Origin of the sequence: Pseudomonas anuradhapurensis (assembly GCF_014269225.2) — a bacterium.
In the GTDB taxonomy this organism is placed as follows: domain Bacteria; phylum Pseudomonadota; class Gammaproteobacteria; order Pseudomonadales; family Pseudomonadaceae; genus Aquipseudomonas; species Aquipseudomonas anuradhapurensis.
Genome location: NZ_CP077097.1, coordinates 5,108,985 through 5,126,087, shown reverse-complemented (window position 1 = coordinate 5,126,087; position 17,103 = coordinate 5,108,985). Strand labels below are relative to the sequence as shown.

Annotated in this window: 18 protein-coding genes and 1 pseudogene; 9 read left to right on the top strand and 10 right to left on the bottom strand. The window is 62.5% G+C overall.

The features are described 5' to 3' along the window. Window positions 1-39 precede the first annotated feature (39 nt). Complete coding sequence (locus HU763_RS23375) at window positions 40-2,403, bottom strand: penicillin acylase family protein (RefSeq protein ID WP_186684149.1); 2,364 nt, start codon at window positions 2,401-2,403, stop codon at window positions 40-42. Window positions 2,404-2,489: 86 nt separating this feature from the next. Here HU763_RS23375 and HU763_RS23370 point away from each other — a divergent pair, with 86 nt between their 5' ends. Continuing rightward, window positions 2,490-3,041 (top strand): sugar O-acetyltransferase, encoded by a 552-nt coding sequence (locus HU763_RS23370; protein WP_186672042.1) that lies wholly within the window; start codon window positions 2,490-2,492, stop codon window positions 3,039-3,041. A gap of 40 nt (window positions 3,042-3,081) precedes the next feature. On the opposite strand, the gene HU763_RS23365 is transcribed toward HU763_RS23370, so the two are convergent. From HU763_RS23365 to HU763_RS23355, 5 genes and pseudogenes are all read right to left on the bottom strand, one after another. Further along, on the bottom strand, window positions 3,082-3,357 hold the full coding sequence (locus HU763_RS23365; protein WP_170033547.1) for a bacteriocin immunity protein: 276 nt from the start codon (window positions 3,355-3,357) through the stop codon (window positions 3,082-3,084). Continuing rightward, window positions 3,354-3,767: an HNH endonuclease signature motif containing protein gene (locus HU763_RS24915; protein ID WP_338053005.1), complete on the bottom strand. Its 414-nt coding sequence runs from the start codon at window positions 3,765-3,767 to the stop codon at window positions 3,354-3,356. Before HU763_RS24915 ends, HU763_RS23365 begins: the two co-directional genes overlap by 4 nt. A 57-nt stretch (window positions 3,768-3,824) precedes the next feature. Continuing rightward, window positions 3,825-4,715, bottom strand: a pseudogene (locus HU763_RS24910) (S-type pyocin domain-containing protein); the annotation flags it as partial. A gap of 6 nt (window positions 4,716-4,721) precedes the next feature. After that, on the bottom strand, window positions 4,722-5,555 hold the full coding sequence (locus HU763_RS24830; protein WP_225931908.1) for a hypothetical protein: 834 nt from the start codon (window positions 5,553-5,555) through the stop codon (window positions 4,722-4,724). A gap of 85 nt (window positions 5,556-5,640) precedes the next feature. After that, window positions 5,641-6,204, bottom strand: a complete 564-nt coding sequence (locus HU763_RS23355) for a DUF6436 domain-containing protein (protein ID WP_186684151.1) — start codon at window positions 6,202-6,204, stop codon at window positions 5,641-5,643. Window positions 6,205-6,438: 234 nt separating this feature from the next. On the opposite strand from HU763_RS23355, the gene bipL reads away from it, so the two are divergent. Next, the gene (gene bipL / locus HU763_RS23350) at window positions 6,439-7,365 is read left to right on the top strand and encodes a phospholipase BipL (RefSeq protein WP_186684153.1); all 927 of its coding nucleotides are present in this window, start codon (window positions 6,439-6,441) and stop codon (window positions 7,363-7,365) included. On the opposite strand, the gene HU763_RS23345 is transcribed toward bipL, so the two are convergent. Beyond that, a complete protein-coding gene (locus HU763_RS23345) occupies window positions 7,366-8,118 on the bottom strand; it encodes a DUF2059 domain-containing protein (RefSeq protein WP_186684155.1) in 753 nt (250 codons plus the stop codon). A 113-nt stretch (window positions 8,119-8,231) separates the two neighbouring features. On the opposite strand from HU763_RS23345, the gene HU763_RS23340 reads away from it, so the two are divergent. Together HU763_RS23340 and HU763_RS23335 are read left to right on the top strand one after the other, a co-directional pair. Beyond that, on the top strand, window positions 8,232-8,864 hold the full coding sequence (locus tag HU763_RS23340; protein ID WP_186684433.1) for a 2OG-Fe(II) oxygenase: 633 nt from the start codon (window positions 8,232-8,234) through the stop codon (window positions 8,862-8,864). After that, window positions 8,851-9,354 carry a 2-thiouracil desulfurase family protein gene (locus tag HU763_RS23335; protein WP_186684157.1) on the top strand — a complete coding sequence of 168 codons (504 nt, stop codon included), beginning with the start codon at window positions 8,851-8,853 and terminating at the stop codon, window positions 9,352-9,354. The genes HU763_RS23340 and HU763_RS23335 overlap by 14 nt, the downstream gene beginning before the upstream one ends. Before the next feature lie 22 nt (window positions 9,355-9,376). On the opposite strand, the gene HU763_RS23330 is transcribed toward HU763_RS23335, so the two are convergent. Continuing rightward, complete coding sequence (locus tag HU763_RS23330) at window positions 9,377-9,865, bottom strand: substrate-binding periplasmic protein (protein ID WP_186684159.1); 489 nt, start codon at window positions 9,863-9,865, stop codon at window positions 9,377-9,379. Window positions 9,866-10,087: 222 nt separating this feature from the next. Here HU763_RS23330 and HU763_RS23325 point away from each other — a divergent pair, with 222 nt between their 5' ends. Next, window positions 10,088-10,564: a DUF4399 domain-containing protein gene (locus tag HU763_RS23325; protein ID WP_186684161.1), complete on the top strand. Its 477-nt coding sequence runs from the start codon at window positions 10,088-10,090 to the stop codon at window positions 10,562-10,564. A gap of 45 nt (window positions 10,565-10,609) precedes the next feature. Here the strand turns inward: HU763_RS23325 and serA are convergent, their stop codons facing one another. Continuing rightward, a complete protein-coding gene (gene serA, locus HU763_RS23320; protein WP_170033531.1) occupies window positions 10,610-11,839 on the bottom strand; it encodes a phosphoglycerate dehydrogenase in 1,230 nt (409 codons plus the stop codon). Window positions 11,840-12,010: 171 nt separating this feature from the next. Between serA and HU763_RS23315 the strand changes: the two genes are divergently transcribed. The 4 genes from HU763_RS23315 (at window position 12,011) to HU763_RS23300 (ending at window position 16,195) form a co-directional block, all read left to right on the top strand. Beyond that, a complete protein-coding gene (locus HU763_RS23315; protein WP_186684164.1) occupies window positions 12,011-13,408 on the top strand; it encodes an FAD-binding oxidoreductase in 1,398 nt (465 codons plus the stop codon). 25 nt (window positions 13,409-13,433) lie between these two features. Beyond that, window positions 13,434-14,099: a fumarylacetoacetate hydrolase family protein gene (locus tag HU763_RS23310; protein ID WP_186684166.1), complete on the top strand. Its 666-nt coding sequence runs from the start codon at window positions 13,434-13,436 to the stop codon at window positions 14,097-14,099. A gap of 182 nt (window positions 14,100-14,281) precedes the next feature. Continuing rightward, window positions 14,282-15,202, top strand: coding sequence for an SdiA-regulated domain-containing protein (locus HU763_RS23305; RefSeq protein ID WP_186684167.1), 921 nt, complete (start codon window positions 14,282-14,284; stop codon window positions 15,200-15,202). 90 nt (window positions 15,203-15,292) lie between these two features. Beyond that, window positions 15,293-16,195, top strand: a complete 903-nt coding sequence (locus HU763_RS23300) for an SdiA-regulated domain-containing protein (protein WP_170033523.1) — start codon at window positions 15,293-15,295, stop codon at window positions 16,193-16,195. Window positions 16,196-16,400: 205 nt separating this feature from the next. Here the strand turns inward: HU763_RS23300 and rpiA are convergent, their stop codons facing one another. Further along, window positions 16,401-17,075, bottom strand: a complete 675-nt coding sequence (gene rpiA, locus HU763_RS23295; RefSeq protein WP_170033521.1) for a ribose-5-phosphate isomerase RpiA — start codon at window positions 17,073-17,075, stop codon at window positions 16,401-16,403. Window positions 17,076-17,103: the final 28 nt, after the last annotated feature.

Sequence of the window (17,103 nt, the reverse complement as noted above, 5' to 3'; positions counted from 1 at the left end):
ACAAGGCCGCTGCTACAGGGTGGGCACGGAAGCAGACCCTCACGGCCCTGGCACCAATCGCAAGGTGCTCTGCGCTGGAATCACGCCCATCTGCGCCCGCTGGTACTGCCCCTGCACATAACCCTCGGCCTGGTCCGCGTAGTGCCCGTCGAACGGCACGCCACTCTGCCCGACCGGGTTGCTGGTCAACGCCTGCCCAGCATCGGCAAAGTCGATCAACCGCCGCGTAGACGGCCCATAGGTCACCGGCCAAGGCGCCGGGCCGATCTTCGCCGAGAGGTTGTTCGGTACCTCATGGGTACCCGGCGCGGCGAACGGGCCGACGTTGAACAGCAGGTGCAGTGGCTTCTTCACCCCAAGCGGGTGGTTGTGGGTCAGGGTGTGGGCCTTGCCCCACTGCCAGCTGGCCGGGTCGTTGCCCAAGGTGTCACGCAGGTGCTTCAGGCTGTGTTGCCAGGCCGTGCGCACGATGGCGGTGCGGTCGCTGCGCTGGTTGTCACCACGGCTGTTCCACCAGGGCGAATCGGCATCCGCCGCCAGGCGCGGCAGGGCGGCGTCGATGGCACGGGTGCTGATCAGCACCGGGAACCAGGTATCGCCCAGTTCGTCATGCAGTGCGGCGAACGCCAGTTCGTAGAGGAACTGGTTGAACAGCGTGGCGCTGACCGAATCCAGCGGATAGTCACCCGCCCAGGCGGCCAGTTGCTCCACCAGCTCCTTCTCTTCGTCACCCTCGGCCACCGTGCGCAGCGTTGCCAGCAGTGGGGCAAGTGTACGCGGGCCATAATCGCTGGCGGTGCCCAGCTGCAGCTGCTGGCTGTTCTGGGTGTCCCACTTCACCTCGGGGCTGGCCAGTTGGTTGTCGAGCTGACGGCCTCGGTCTGGCAGATTGTAGTAACCCGGTATCGGCACCGCTGCCGGCGGTTGGTAATTGGCCGACACGATATAGCCGCGCGCTGGGTTCTCCTGCTGCGGGTTGACGCTGAAGGGATAGAAGCCGAGCCTGTTGGCCTGGGCGCTGGCGCCGTCGAGAATGAAGGCCGGGTCGACCCCGTCGGGGCGAATCGGCAGCTGCGCCGCCGCCCACCAGCCAATGTCGCCACGGGCATTGGCCCAGACGAAGTTCAGCCCAGGCGCGTGCACCTTGGCGGCGGCTTCGCGCATTTTGCTCAGGGTGTCGGCACGGTTGATCTGGTAGAAGCCATCGAGGATCGGGTTTTCGGTTTCCAGGAATGCCCACCACATGGCGATCGGCGTGGGCCCGGCGGTGGCGCCCAGTACGTCGTTGACGATCGGGCCGTGGGGCGATCGGCGCAGGCTGAGGGTCACCGGCGCTGCGCCTTTCACGGCGACCTGCTGCTCGGTCTTCTCCAGCGCCTGCCATTGGCCATCGATCATGACCTGGTTGGCGTCAGCCGGGTTAGTACGTTCGGCAATCAGGTCGATGTCATCGTTCTGGAACATGGTCAGGCTCCAGCCGAAGTCGCGGTTGTGGCCGAGCAGGGCGAATGGGTTAAGTGCCTGGAAGTAGCCGTACAGGTTGAAACCGGGCGCCGACAGTTCGGCCTCGTACCACACCGCCGGCACGGCGAAGCCGATATGCGGGTCGCCGGCCAGCAACGGCTTGCCGCTGCGGGTACGGCTGCCGGATACGGCCCAGGCGTTGCTGCCTTCGAACTGCGGGATGCCGGCCGCGCCGAGCGCCTCATGGCTAAGGCGGGCGAGCGCCTCCAGGCTGTGCCAGTCGGCAGCGGCCAGCGGCGTACCCAGGGCGCCCTCCGGCTGCCAGGCGAGGTCGAAGATGCCCAGGTACTCGGGGCCCAGCTGGTCACGGATATAAGTCAGTGCCGGCTCGGTACGAAAGGCAGCGGCGAAACTGTAGGCCATGTAGCCGGCAATGCTCAGCGTGTCTTCGGCGGTGAATGGGCGCGGGGTTAAACCGAGCAGGTCGAACTCGACGGGCTTGGGGTGACTGGCCTGCCAGCGGTTCACACCATCGAGATAGGCCTGCAGGGCCTGCCAGGCAGGGGCCTGGCGGTCCTGACGCGCGGCCATCAGGGCGGCCTGTTCGCGAATGCGCAGGCTGCGGAACAGGGTGTCGGTGGGTAGCAGCTTGTCGCCCAGCACCTCGGCCAGCTCGCCACGGGCCAGGCGGCGCAGGATCTCCATCTGGAACAGCCGGTCCTGGGCATGCACATAGCCCAGTGCCCGGTACAGGTCCGCCTCGCTCTGCGCCTGCAGGTGCGGCACGCCGCGGGCGTCGTAGCGCACGCTGACCGGGGCCTGCAGGCCGGCCACTGCCACCTCGCCCTCGCGCTGCGGCAGCTTGCCCTGCACATACCAGTATCCAGCGGCAGCGGCCACGGTAACTACCACGGCCAACAGGGTCAGGCTGCGCTTCATTCAGTCTCCTTGTGCATTCCAGCGAAAAGTGTGGTCCGATCATGGGCGGATTCGCGAACAGAGCATAGTCCCAGGAAGGAGTTTCCATGTCCCTCAGCGAAAAACAGAAAATGCTTACAGGCCAGCTCTATCATGCCGGTTGCCCCGAGCTGCAGGCCGAGCAGATCGCCAACAAGCACTGGATGCACCGCTACAACAGCAGCGTCGAACTGCTCAACGAAGCACGGCATGGGCTGTTGGCCGAGCATTTTGCCCAGGTTGGCGAAGGCGCGGTGATCCGCCCACCGTTCTATTGCGACTATGGCTACAACATCAGTGTCGGTCGCAATACTTTCATGAACTTCAACTGCGTGATTCTCGATGTGTTGCCGGTGCGTATCGGCGAGGACTGCCAGATCGGCCCCAACGTGCAGATCTACACCGCCGACCATCCGCTCGACCCCGAGGTGCGCCGCACCGGGTTGGAAAGCGGGCGGCCAGTGACCATCGGCAACAACGTGTGGATTGGTGGTGCAGCGATCATCCTGCCGGGGGTGACCATCGGCGACAACGCCGTGATAGGTGCCGGTAGTGTGGTGACGCGGGATGTACCGGCGGGAGCGACGGTGGTGGGTAACCCTGCGCGGGTACGCGGATAATATGAAAAGCCCTGCGGTGCCTGCCGCAGGGCTTTGTAGGTCAGGCGGGCTTGAAGCCGGGTTTGCCGTTGGCGGCGCGCCATTCTTTGATGCGGTTTATGACGCCTTGAGGGCTTTTGTCCGAGCCTGCTGGAGGGCGTGTCAGAACATCAGCCCCATCAGGGTGTTCGGTGATCTTTTTGAAATTGGAAATGATCCTGTCTCGAAAGCTCTCTAACTCAGTACCGCGGCGGCCCGCTCGGTTTTCGTACAGTTCTGTTATGAGCGCGAGGAATTCATCTTCTGTGTAATCCTCCAATTTGCCCTTGAGTGTCATTGATTGCTCTCCTTGTGGTGATCAATATGAACTCGCGGTGTCATGAGTACAAGATTGTCCAGATCATACACTGCGCCACCGCTTGCGATTTCATGCTTATGATGGATCTCCAGCTTTATTCGTCTTCCTACCCAATGGCTCTCGGGGGCGTAAGGAGCAATACCATTTCGCATGTTGTCAGCGTTCAGAAATTCTAGGTGCTGTTTGAACACCTCATCCGCAGCGATCTCCATCCAGATTGCTTCCCGTAGATTATCGAACCTACTGAACCTTCGCCCCCTCAGCCTTTCCGCAATCCTCGTGGGAATTGGCGCGCCTGCTGCCGTGCTTGCTGCGTCCAATACCCTGTCGGGCGTAAGCACCCCATTACCGCTGGCAACTCCCGGAATATTGCGGGGGCTGCGCAACATCACATAGATCGGCGCCAGTCCTGAATCTGCCGGGAAGATGATGACGTAGTCATCAATGTGCAGTTCGGGCCGTTCGGGGAAAGAGCGGATGTCCGCCTGCTGCGGCACAATGAGGCGTCCGGGGTAGTGCTTCTGCACCTCTTCTACGATGGGCTGGCCGCCGACCTAGGCGCCGGAGTGCAAGTCCAGTTTGCCCAGGCTGCTTGGCGGTGTTGCCGGGTGCCAGAGTAGGGTGGCGCCGCCTGGGCCATCGGCAGTGAAGCGGTAGGCTTTGACGGCAGAGTCCCATTGCGCCTGGCGCACTCGCACATCACGCAGTACAGCGTTGCCGTCGGTGTTGACCAGGTAGACCTCGGTCTGCTCGCCGCTGGGTACCGCGTTCATGCGCAGCGGCAACTCCAGCGTCTGGCCTGCCAAGCGATTGGCCTGTTGGGTGAGGTCGGCACCGGCTGTCATTGAGGCCAGCGGGACAGTTACGCCCATACGCTCGCCGTCACCAAGGCGGGCTGAGTAGAACATCAGCGGGGCATATCTGAGCGCGACCGTGAGGCTGCTTTCGAGCAGGCGTACCGCAGCTTTGCTCAGAAGTTTGCCAAAGGGCTCCCATACAGACTCGAAATGCGCCACGCCACCGCGAGAGGTGGCAAGCACCAGCGGATGGCGGGTGCTGGCGGCCCAAGCGTTGAAGATGACCGGTGTGCTACTCGGGGGGCGCCCGGCGAGCGCAGCGAGGTAGAGCTGTTCGTCGAATGCAGCAGTGAGGCTGCGGTCCGACGCTGCAAGCAGGCGTGCGACGTTGGCCTTTTCAGTTGGCCACGACTGGACATGGGTGGCGTTGAAAGCGCTGACTTGCTGCTTGAGATCCAGCAACTCCTGCTTGTGTGGCAGCGGTGAGCGCGCGGTGTCCAGCTTGAGCGTGACGTCAATTCTGGTAGGGGTATGGCGCATGTGCCCCTAGAGCTTGTCGAGGTCGACGTACAGGGTGCTGAGAGTGGCTCGGCACTTGAGCAAGTCGAACGTTTCCAGTTCTAGTTCGCGGGCATGTGCCAGCGCAGCCTGCTCGGCCACATCGTCATGTTGGTGGCGTTCAAAGTTTTTGAGCTGGGCTTGCAGCATGCTGCGCGTCAGCAGGTACTCATGCTGGGCGGCCATCGTCCGGTCAAGCGTCTGCGCGGAAAGCTTCAGACGTTGGCTTGCTTGACCGGTCTGCATCTGCCGGTAGCGGGTGTTCGACCGTTCGCTGTTGAGCCGGCTGCGATGACGGCCCAGTTCGTCGATCTGCCGCTGTAGAACCTTCGCGGCGAAAGCGGCGCGGTAGGAGGCCAGCCAGGCTTGGCGTGGGTCTGTTGCGCTACCGGCACGCCGGCTGCTGTCGACGAATTCCTTGAAGGAGCGGTGTTCCGGGTCTGATCCAAAAAACTGGTTGGCTGCCTGGCGGGTGGTTTGGAGCTCGGCCTGGTACTTGGCCGTGAGATGGTTCACGGCAGCGAGCTTTCGTTCGATGGCCAACAGCGGCTCCAGCCCAGCCAGCGAACCGGTCTGCGTCAGGACGGCCTGGTCGAGCTTCTGCTCGAGCGCTTCAAGTTGCTGATTGTGTTCTTGCTTGACCCGCTGCTTGTCAGCCTCGATCTGGGGCACCAGGTCGATGACCAGATGGCCGGGTCGAAAGCTCGACGCCAGATAGCGAGACGGTATGCGGTTGTGGCCCCAAAAATATTGCGGGACTGGTGGAAGACGGGGGGCTTTTACAATGCTGTCGGCTAGCTCGACGGATCCGTGTTGAGACATACAGTTTCTCCATTGCTCTGTATGTCGCTACGGTAAGAATCCTCCTGTGGGCTGCTGCTGTAGATAATCCTTGGGTGCTTGCTATCTACCAGGGGCAATAGCACCCTGAGGCAAGGGTGTTGTCGGCCTGTACAGGCCGGTTTGCGAGTAGTGCCTGGATGACCGGCTCGATGAAGCTGTTGCTGGCGTTGCACACCGCCCCTTCGCTGTATGGGCCGAAGTAAGCCAGGCGGCCTTGCCTGTCCCAGATGGCAACGGCCGGAGAGGCCGGCAGCTGCTCGCTGCCGGGCAAGCTGGCGATGGGCTGCAGGCTGCTCAGGTTGGCCGGCAACTGGCCATGGCTGCCGGGCTTTTGCAGCACATGGAAGACCACCCGTTGCGCGGCAAACTGGCTGACCAGTTCGCCCAGGTGCTGCTGGTTACCGACGTTGCACGGGCAGGTCGGGTCCCAGAAGTGCACCACGCGGATCGGCCCGGGGCCGGCCAGCTCGGCGGGCAGCTGCAGTTGGCTGCCGTCGAACAGCGTGGTCTGGTTGTCGAATGGACGCAGGTAGCGGGCCTGGAAGGTGGTGTAGGCCTGCCAGAGGATGGCGGCCCCGACCAGCAGGGCAATTACTGTGCACAGCGGTTTGATGATCCGGTTGTTCATGAAGTTCTTCCGCGGTCCCTTGTAGGAGCGGCCTTGTGTCGCGAGAGGGCCGCAAAGCGGCCCCGGCAACCTCAGCCTGATGCCCAAATCCCGGGGGCGCTTCGCACCCCTATCGCGACACAAGGCCGCTCCTACAAGGTTCGGTGCTGGTCGTTCGAAGCTGAGCAAGCTTGCCACGATGCCGGCCAGAGCTGAATATCGCAGATCAATACTTGCTTCGCTTTGGATGTAACGATGCCCGCTGCCTTTCACCCCGACCTGCTGCGCACCAGCCTGGCACCGTTGACCGCGCGCCAGGCGCTGTCGGCACAGGCCCTGGAATACCAGCGCTTCTATGGCCTGAACCTGCCGGCGCAAAGCTGGCTGGGCGGCTTTCAGGCTGCAGGCTTCGATCTGGTCGGGCAGGTCTGGTTACCCGAGCAGGCCAACGCGACGCTGTTCCTGCTGCACGGTTACTACGACCATATGGGGCTCTATCGGCATGTGATCGAGTGGGCGCTGAAGCAAGGATTCGCCGTCATCAGCTGCGACCTGCCTGGCCATGGCCTGTCCAGTGGCGAGCGGGCCAGTATCAGTGATTTTGCGCTGTACCAGCAGGTGCTGGAGGCGTTGTTCGAACAGGCGCGCATGCTGCGACTGCCACGCCCGTGGCATTTGTGCGGGCAGAGCACCGGTGGTGCGATTGCCGTGGACCACCTGTTGTACCAGGGCGCGCAGAGCCCCATCGATGGCCAGGTCATCCTCTTGGCACCGCTGGTACGGCCCTGTTCCTGGCGCTGGTCGAAGTTGAGCTACCGTGTGCTGCGCCATTTCGTCAACGGCATCGAGCGGCGTTTCAGCGAGAACACCAACGACCCGGCCTTCCTGCCGTTCCTCGAAGCTGACCCGCTACAACCACGCCGCTTGCCAACGGCCTGGGTGGGAGCCCTGATCGCCTGGGTCAAACGCATCGAGGCCGCCCCGTGCAGCACGCGGCGGCCATTGATCGTGCAAGGGCAGGCGGATGGCACGGTGGACTGGCCCTACAACCTTGAAGTGCTCAAGGCCAAGTTCGCCGAACCGCAGATCCTGCTGTTGCCCGAAGCTCGCCACCACCTGGCCAACGAGCTGCCGGGCATTCGCCAGCGCTACTTCGACTTCATCGACCAGCGCCTGGGCTGATCACTTCAGGTCGCTGTTGCTCTGGCCCACCGCCAGGCCGGCGCGAACGGCGGCCAGGGCGGCCTGGTAGTAGGCCTTGCCGTCAGGCGATTCGGCAAAGGTGGCAAACTCTTCCAGCTCGGCGTCGGAGAGGTCGCGGTAGACATACAACAGGGTGTTGTTGAGGTCTTCGCCGATCTGGCTCATCAGGCGCTGGCGCTGGCCGTCGAGCAGGCCTTGGGCCTGGCCGTTACCGAACAGGCCGGGGATCATCGAACTGAGGCTGTCGGCGGCAACGCCCGCAATGGCCAGGCTGACTTCGGCGCCGGCCTCGCGCGCCGGCAGGGCCTGGGCCAGGTGGCCGATGATCAGCAGGCGGTCATCGCTGGCCTGGATCTTCGGCAGGCCTTTGGCGTTTCTGGCCAGTTCATCCTTGCGCGTGGCCTTGAGTTCGGCTGCCACCACCTTGCGCCCCAGCGGCGACTGGAAGAACGCCAGCGCCGGCGCCGGATTGGCCAGGGTCGCACGCAGTTTTGCCTGGGCGCGACGGTCCACGGCCTGGGCCTGGAAACGCTGGTTGCTGTTGTTGACCAGCGCCTGGTACACGGCAGGCGGCAGACTGTTGCGGTAGCGTTCCTGGGCAGCGGTCAGGGCATCGTTGAAATGGGCGCGCTGGTCAGGCCAGCCGGCGGCCTTGTACAGCCGATCCAGGTTGTCTGCCCAGACAGGCACGGTGCAGATCATCAGCAGAATCAGGGAAAACAGACGGCGCATTCAGGACTCCTGTCGGCAGGCGGCTATTGTCCTTGGCCCGGCGCCGGTTTGTCGAGATATCCGCGTACTTGTCAGCCAAGTGGCGCTGTGCGGCGGCATGGCTAATGGATATGATGCGCGCCATGCATATTATCCCTGAACACCCGATGCTCGCGGCCGTCGTCGACGATCTGGCCACCCATGGCTGGTCGCAGCAGGCACTCTTCCTGCCTGCCGACCTGGTGCGCGCGCTGGCAGCCGAATGCCGGCGCCGTGATGCCGAAGGCGAACTCAACCCTGCCGGGGTTGGGCGCGGTGTTGCCCAGGAGGTGCGCGAAGCCATTCGCGGCGACCACATCCAGTGGGTCGACCCCGGCCAGGGCGAGGCCTGCGACCAGTATCTGGCCGCCATGGACCAACTGCGTCAGGCCATCAACCGGGGCCTGTTCCTGGGCCTGGAAGATTTCGAGTGCCATTTTGCCCTGTATCCGCCAGGGGCATTCTATCGCCGGCACCTGGACCGTTTCCGCGACGATGACCGGCGCATGGTGTCGGCGGTGCTGTACCTGAATGAAGGCTGGCAGCCGCAGGACGGTGGCCAGTTGCGCATGTTCCTGGCGGACGGTGTCGAACACGATGTGCAACCGGTGGCGGGTTGCCTGGTGGTGTTCCTGTCCGGTGAGGTGCCGCACGAAGTGCTGCCGGCCGGGCGCGAGCGGCTGTCGTTGACCGGCTGGTTCCGGCGCCGTGGCAATGACCCGTTCTGAGTTGCCCAAGGTGCTGGTCAGCGCCTGCCTGCTGGGGCAGCCGGTGCGTTATGACGGCCGTACCAGTGGCTACCCCGAGCTGTTGCAGCGGTGGCAGGCTGAAGGGCGTGTGGTGCCGTTGTGCCCTGAAGTGGCAGGCGGCTTGCCGACCCCTCGGGCACCTGCAGAGATACCGGGTGGGCAGGGCGCAGCGGTGCTCGACGGTGACAGGCAGGTGCTGACGGTGAGCGGTGAAAATGTCAGTGCGCAGTTCATTGCCGGGGCGCAGCAGGCGCTGGAACTGGTGCGCCGGCATGGCATTCGCGTGGCGGTGCTGAAGGCCGGCAGCCCTTCATGTGGTAACCGCTTGACCTACGACGGCACGTTCAGTGGCGTGAAGGTGGCCGGGGAAGGGGTGACCACGGCGCTGCTGCGGCGGGCTGGGGTACAGGTGTTCAGCGAGCTGGAGCTGGAACTGGCGGAACAGGCGCTGGTTGGGCTTTCAGCCTAAGCCTGTTCCGCGACGAAGGCGCTTACTGCCCGGCGGCAGTCGCCGACACTCCCTTGAACCACTTCTGTTCAAGTTCGGCAGTCCGCCCGCTGTCCTTGAGCCGCTGCAATGCGTTGTTCAGCGCACTCTGAAAAGCCGGGTTGTCCTTCTGGAACGGGATCACCAGCTGTTTCTCGCCAAACGGCTGGCTTACATCGAGCGCACCATCAGCCTTGGGCGTTTCACTCGGCGGGGTCAGGGCAATGTCGTACTTGCCACTCTCCACGCCCGGCAGAACCTCGGTTGCGGGGGCTTCGATGAATTCGGCGCGCAGGTCCAGTTCCTTGGCCAGGTCCTGGCCAAACTCCACGTCGAAGCCGGTCAGCTGGTCGTTTTCCTTGAAGGCGTACGGCGAGTTGTCAGCCTGTACAGCAATGCGCAGTTCGCCCCGGTCGGCAACTTCGTCTATCAGCTCGGCCTGTGCCAATGGCGTGATCAGCAGCGCCAGCAGTAGTCCAATGGTCGAACGCATGAAAGCCCCTTTCTTCTTGGCAGGTGAATAATGCCCGCCAAGGCTTTTTCCTCGCCGTGGTCGAGCGCAGCCTATGACCTTGAAGCTTCGGCGATGTTTGACCGTGACGGAAATATTTCTACCTGTCGATGTGAACATATGGGCGTCCATATCAACTAAGGTGAATTACCGCCGCCGTTGGATCGCAGGCGGGGGCCAACAAGTGAATCACAGGAGAAGTGAATGAACAGCCTATTTTCGCGAGCTGCCGTTGCGGGTCTGCTGATGGGGGCATCGGTGCTGGCCAGTGCCGCAGATGCATTGAAAAGCCAGGAGCCGCCCAAGGAGGCCAAGGTCTTCATCGTTTCCCCCGCCGATGGCGCCACGGTCGACAAGACCTTCACCATCAAGTTCGGCATCGAGGGCATGGCACTCAAGCCCGCCGGCGACCACACCCCGCATACCGGCCATCACCACCTGCTGGTGGATGTGGACAAGGAGCCGGTGGCCGACATGCCACTGCCAACCAGCCTGATGCCGGAAAAAGGCGTGGCGCTGCCGGATGGGCCGCAGGTGCTGCACTTCGGCAAGGCGCAGACCGAAACCACCATTACCCTGTCCCCGGGCAAGCACACCCTGCAGCTGATCCTGGGTGACCAGTATCACGTGCCGTTCAAGCCAAGTGTCGAGTCGCAGAAAATCACGGTTGAAGTGAAATAAAAAAGGGAGGCCATCAAGGCCTCCCTTTTTCATGTCACCAGCAAATCAGAACAGGACGCGCGAGCGGATGGTGCCCTTGACCTGTTGCAGCTTCTCTTGCGCCAGGTCCGAGTACTCGGCGTCGACGTCGATTACCACGTAACCGACCTTTTCGTTGGTTTGCAGGAACTGGCCCGAGATGTTGATGCCGTTCTCGGCGAAGACCTTGTTGATCTCGCTGAGCACGCCCGGGATGTTCTGGTGAATGTGCAGCAGGCGGTGCTTGCCTGGGTGCGCCGGCAGGGCCACTTCCGGGAAGTTGACCGAGGACACCGAGGTACCGTTGTCGCTGTACTTGACCAGCTTCTCGGCCACTTCCAGGCCGATGTTGGCCTGTGCTTCGGCGGTGGAACCACCGATGTGCGGGGTCAGGATCACGTTGTCCAGGCCACGCAGCGGGCTTTCGAACTCTTCGTCGTTGGAGCGCGGCTCGACCGGGAACACGTCGATGGCGGCGCCGATCAGGTGCTTGTCCTTGATCGCGGCAGCCAGGTGGTCCAGCTCGACCACGGTGCCACGGGCGGCGTTGATCAGGATCGAACCCTTCTTCATGGCACGGATTTCCTTCTCGCCGATCATCCACTGGGTGGACGGCAGCTCAGGCACGTGCAGCGAGACGATGTCGGCCAGGCCCAGCAGTTCGTGCAGGCTGGTCACCTGCACCGCGTTGCCCAGCGGCAGCTTGGTCAGCGGGTCGAAGAAGTACACCTGCATGCCCAGGCTTTCGGCCAGGACCGACAGTTGGGTACCGATCGAGCCGTAGCCGACGATGCCCAGCTTCTTGCCGCGGATCTCGAACGAGTTGGCCGCGCTCTTGATCCAGCCGCCACGGTGGCAGGAGGCGTTTTTCTCAGGGATGCCGCGCAGCAGCAGGATGGCTTCGGCCAGTACCAGTTCGGCCACCGAACGGGTGTTGGAGTATGGCGCGTTGAACACGGCGATACCGCGCTCGCGGGCAGCTTCCAGGTCGACCTGGTTGGTGCCGATGCAGAAGCAGCCAACCGCGACCAGTTTCTTGGCGCAGTCGAAGATCTCTTCGGTCAGCTGGGTGCGCGAACGAATGCCGATGAAGTGGGCATCGGCGATCTTTTCCTTCAGCTCGGCTTCCGGCAGCGAACCAGTGAGGTATTCGATGTTGGTGTAGCCGGCGGCCTTGAGGGTATCGACCGCGTTCTGGTGCACACCTTCAAGAAGAAGGAACCGGATCTTGCTCTTGTCGAGAGAAGTCTTGCTCATCTGCGTAAACCTGTATCCCGGAGAAAAAATGGCGAGGGGTGATGCCAGGCGCCAGGGCTGCCTTAGCATGAACAGCGGGAGGGCTATGCTAGCATACGCGACACAATCTGAGCTTATCCCGACAGGTGAAGAGTGCTCAGGGTGACTATGAATAAGTCGAGAGTTCCAGCGATGACCCATCCCGCTGTAATTGATGAACTGATGACCTTGGTTGACCCTGGCAAGGTCTTGACCGACGCGGCTTCCCTGGAAGCCTATGGCAAGGACTGGACCAAGCATTACCCACCGGCACCCAGCGCCATCGTGTTTCCCAGGACGGTGGAGCAGGTGCAGGCGATTGTACGCTGGGCCAATACCCACAAGGTAGCGTTGGTGCCGTCTGGCGGGCGCACCGGGCTTTCCGCGGGGGCTGTGGCGGCGAATGGCGAAGTGGTGGTGGCCTTCGACTACATGAACCAGATTCTCGGCTTTAATGCCTTTGACCGCACCGTGGTCTGCCAGCCGGGGGTGATCACCCGGCAGTTGCAAAGCTTCGCCGAAGAGCAGGGCCTGTATTACCCGGTGGACTTCGCTTCCAGCGGTTCAAGCCAGATTGGCGGCAACATCGGCACCAATGCCGGCGGGATCAAGGTGATTCGCTACGGCATGACCCGCAATTGGGTGGCTGGGCTGAAGGTTGTCACCGGCAAGGGCGAACTGCTTGAGCTGAACAAGGGCCTGGTCAAGAACGCCACCGGCTACGACCTGCGCCAGCTGTTCATCGGCGCCGAAGGCACCCTGGGCTTCGTGGTCGAAGCCACCATGCGCCTGGACCGTGCACCGCGCAACCTCACCGCCATGGTGCTGGGTACCCCGGACTTCGACTCGATCATGCCGGTGCTGCATGCCTTCCAGGGCAAGCTGGACCTGACCGCCTTCGAATTCTTCTCCGACAAGGGCTTGGCCAAGATCCTGGCACGTGGCGACGTGCCGGCACCGTTCGAGACTTCTTGCCCGTTCTATGCGCTGCTGGAATTCGAGGCCAGTACCGAAGAAGTGGCAAATGTAGCCTTGGCCACCTTCGAGCACTGCGTCGAGCAAGGCTGGGTGCTGGACGGCGTGATGAGCCAGAGCGAGACCCAGCTGAAAAACCTGTGGAAGCTGCGTGAATACCTGTCGGAAACCATCTCGCGCTGGACGCCATACAAGAACGACATTTCCGTCACCGTGGCGAAAGTGCCGGAATTCTTGCGCGATATTGACGCGATCGTCGAAAAACACTACCCAGATTACGAAGTAGTGTGGTACGGCCACATTGGCGATGGCAACCTGCACCTGAACATCCTCAAACCCGAGCACATGGGCAAGGACGAGTTCTTTGCCTCGTGCGCCAAGGTCAACAAATGGGTGTTCGAGATCGTCGAACGCTATAACGGCTCGATCTCCGCCGAGCATGGTGTGGGAATGACCAAGCGCGACTACCTGGGCTACAGCCGCTCAGCGGAGGAAATCGCTTGCATGAAGGCAATAAAGGCCGTGTTCGACCCTAACGGCATCATGAATCCGGGTAAGATCTTCGCACCTGAATAAAAAGCAGTATCCAGAGGAGTCGGCCATGAGTTACCAGCACCAGTACGTAGACGGCACGCGCATTCACTTCCCGCTGGGCAAGGTCGTGTGCATCGGCCGTAACTATGCCGAGCATGCCAAGGAGCTGGACAACCCCATCCCCTCCGAACCGCTGCTGTTCATCAAGCCGGGTAGCTGCGTGGTACCAGCCGAAGGTGGCTTCAAGATCCCGACCGAGCGTGGTTCGGTGCACTATGAGGTCGAGATCGCGGTGTTGCTGGGCAAGCCGCTGTCGGCTCACCCGACCGAGGAAGAGGTACTGGACGCAATTTCCGGTTATGCCCCGGCGCTGGACCTGACCTTGCGTGACGTGCAAGCCAAGCTGAAAGAGAAGGGCCTGCCGTGGGAACTGGCCAAAAGCTTTGATGGCGCCTGTGTGCTGCCTCCGTTCGTGTCGGCTGGCAGCTTTGAAGACGTGACCGACATTCCGGTGCGCTTGACCGTCAACGGCGAAGTGCGCCAGGACGGCAACAGCAAGATGATGCTCAACCCGATCGTGCCGATGATTCAGCACATATCGGCACACTTCTCGCTGCAGGCAGGGGATGTGATCCTCACCGGCACCCCGGCGGGCGTGGGGCCGTTCAATGTCGGTGACGACGTGGTGCTGGAGTTGCCAGGTGTGAGCCGCTTCGAAAGCCGGGTGCTTTGAGCCGGAACCGTATCGCCTTCTTCGCGGATAAACCCGCTCCCACAGGTACTGCGCAACCCTCAAGGGCGGCGCTATGCCTGTGGGAGCGGGTTCACCCGCGAAGAGGGCAGACCTGTTTACCGATTTTTCACACCCAATCTGGATAATGCGCGGATCTACGCCCATTTCACCAGGAACCTCGCATGCCATCTCCCTCCAGCGCCCCGGCAACACCCAAGCGCCGTTTCTACCTGCGCTGGCCCTTCGGCCTGGCCGTGGCGGCGCTGATTGGCTATGGCGTAGCCGTGGCCATGCATTGGGATGACCGTGGCGCGCTGTGGGTCAAGGAAAGCTTCGAAAGCACCGCCGAACGCAGCGAAAGCGTGTGGCTGCCGAATTACCGGGTCGACATCGATGCCAAGCCGCTGCCGGGCATGGCGGATGACGAAGCCTCCGACGTGGCATTCAACCCGCGCACCCGCACCCTGTTCGCAGTGATGGGCAAGAACCCGTTCCTGGTCGAGCTGAACCTGGATGGCGATGTACTGCGCAAGATCCCGCTCAACGGCTGGAACAATCCGGAAGGCATCGCCGTGCTCGAAGACGGCTACCTGGCGATTACCGATGAGCGCTTGCACGACCTGACCGTGGTCAAGGTGGATGCCCAGACCTCCGCGCTGAACCACGATGACTTCCAGAGCCACGACCTGGGCCAGTCGGTGAAAAGCAACAAGGGCTTCGAAGCGGTTGCCTGGGACCCGCTACACCTGCGCCTGGTCATCGGCGAGGAGCGCCCACCCAAGCTGTATACCTGGAACAGCGATGGCCGTAGTCCGCTCAAGGGTGACAAGCAAGCGTTGCCCAGCGATGAGCTGGACTTGCGCAACCTCTCGGCGCTGAGCGTCGACCCGCGTACCGGCCATCTGCTGGTGCTGTCGGCCGATTCGAACATGCTGCTGGAGCTGGACGAGCAGGGCCAGCAAGTCAGCTTCATGACCTTGCTGGGCGGCTTCAACGGCCTGCAGGACACCATCCCGCGCGCCGAAGGGGTGGCCCTGGACGACCAGGGCAACCTGTACATGGTCAGCGAGCCGGCCTTGTTCTATCGCTTCAGAAAGAACTGAGCCGAATATCAGAATTTTCTGATGCTGGCATTAAGCTTTATTTCAGTTGTTCATGGTTAGATTCGTCACCCTTATGTCGAGTCTGTACGCATGCGCCGTTTTGTTCGCCCCGCTCTTGTCCTGGCCGTTGCCGGCCTGTTCCTGCTCGGTTGGGCCGGGCAGGAGTTCCGCCTGTTCGAGCGTGGCTGGTTCAACCTCAAGGCCTGGTGGCAGCCTGCGCAGCAGAGCATCGGCCTGGACCGCTACCGGGTGGTGGTCGAGGCGCAGCCGGTCGAGGGGTTGGACGATGACCTCTCGGCGCTGACCTACGACCCCGACCGCAAGACCCTGTTCACGGTTACCAATGCCCGTTCCGAGCTGATCGAGCTGTCGCTGGACGGTCGCATCCTGCGCCGGGTGCCGCTGACCGGCTTCGGCGACCCGGAAGCCGTCGAGTATGTAGGGCCGAACAGCTATGTCATCACCGATGAGCGTCAGCAGCGGCTGATTCGCGTACGCCTTGACGACGACACGATGTTCCTCGACGCCGGCGATGCCGAGCAGCTGACCTTGGGCATAGGCCGGAACGGCAACAAAGGCTTCGAGGGGCTGGCCTACGATTCGGCCGGCAAGCGCTTGTTCGTGGCCAAGGAGCGCGATCCGATGCTGATCTACGAAGTGCGTGGTTTTCCGCATGACAACCCCGAACAGCCTTACGCGGTACACGTGGTGCAGGACAGCAAGCGCGATGCACGGCTGTTCGTGCGCGACCTGTCGAGCTTGCAGTTCGACGAGCGCAGTGGGCATTTGCTGGCGCTGTCTGACGAGTCGCGGCTGGTGCTGGAGCTGGATGTGGAAGGCCGGCCGCTGAGCACCCTGTCGTTGCGCAAGGGCTTCCAGGGGTTGCAGGCGACGGTGCCGCAAGCGGAGGGGATTGCGATGGATGAGGCTGGGACCATCTACCTGGTCAGTGAGCCGAACCTGTTCTATGTGTTCAAACAGCCAGCGCAGTGAGGGATGGTGGGGCTGCTTTGCAGCCCATCGCGACACAAGGCCGCTCCTACAGGAAATTGAGCTGCGCCCCAGATGTTGGACACCTGTCCACCATCTGGGGATTTTCATGAGCCCATCGAGGCACAAGGCCGCTTCTGCAGGAAATCGCGTACCTCTGTAGGAGCGGCCTTGTGTCGCGAAACGAGGGCGAAGCCCTCGCCGCAGGTTACTCGGCCTTGAGGCTTTTCACGCCTTCAGAGGTGCCCAGCAGCAGCAGGTCCGCCGGCCGTGCCGCGAACAGGCCGTTGGTTACCACGCCAACGATGGCGTTGATCTGCGCTTCCAGTTCTACCGGGTTGGTGATCTGCAGGTTGTGCACATCGAGGATCACGTTGCCGTTGTCGGTGATCACGCCCTCGCGGTACACCGGGTCGCCGCCCAGTTTGACCAGTTGGCGCGCCACGTGGCTGCGGGCCATGGGTATCACTTCGACCGGCAGCGGGAACGCACCCAGTACCGGCACCAGCTTGCTGGCATCGGCGATGCAGATGAAGGTCTTGGCCACGGCGGCAACGATCTTCTCGCGGGTCAGGGCTGCGCCACCGCCCTTGATCAGGTTCAGGTGCGCATCGCTCTCGTCGGCGCCGTCCACGTAGAACTCCAGTTCGCTGACGCTGTTGAGCTCGTACACCGGGATGCCATGGCCCTTCAGACGCTGGGCGGTGGCCTCGGAGCTGGCGACCGCGCCGTCAAAGGCGGTCTTGTGCTGAGCCAGGGCGTCGATGAAGAAGTTGGCGGTCGAACCGGTACCGACGCCGACAACGCTCTTTTCATCCAGCTTGGGCAGAATGAAGTCGACAGCGGCCTGGGCGACGGCCTGTTTGAGTTGGTCCTGGGTCATGCGGGCTCCGAGAGGGGCAGGGCGGTTT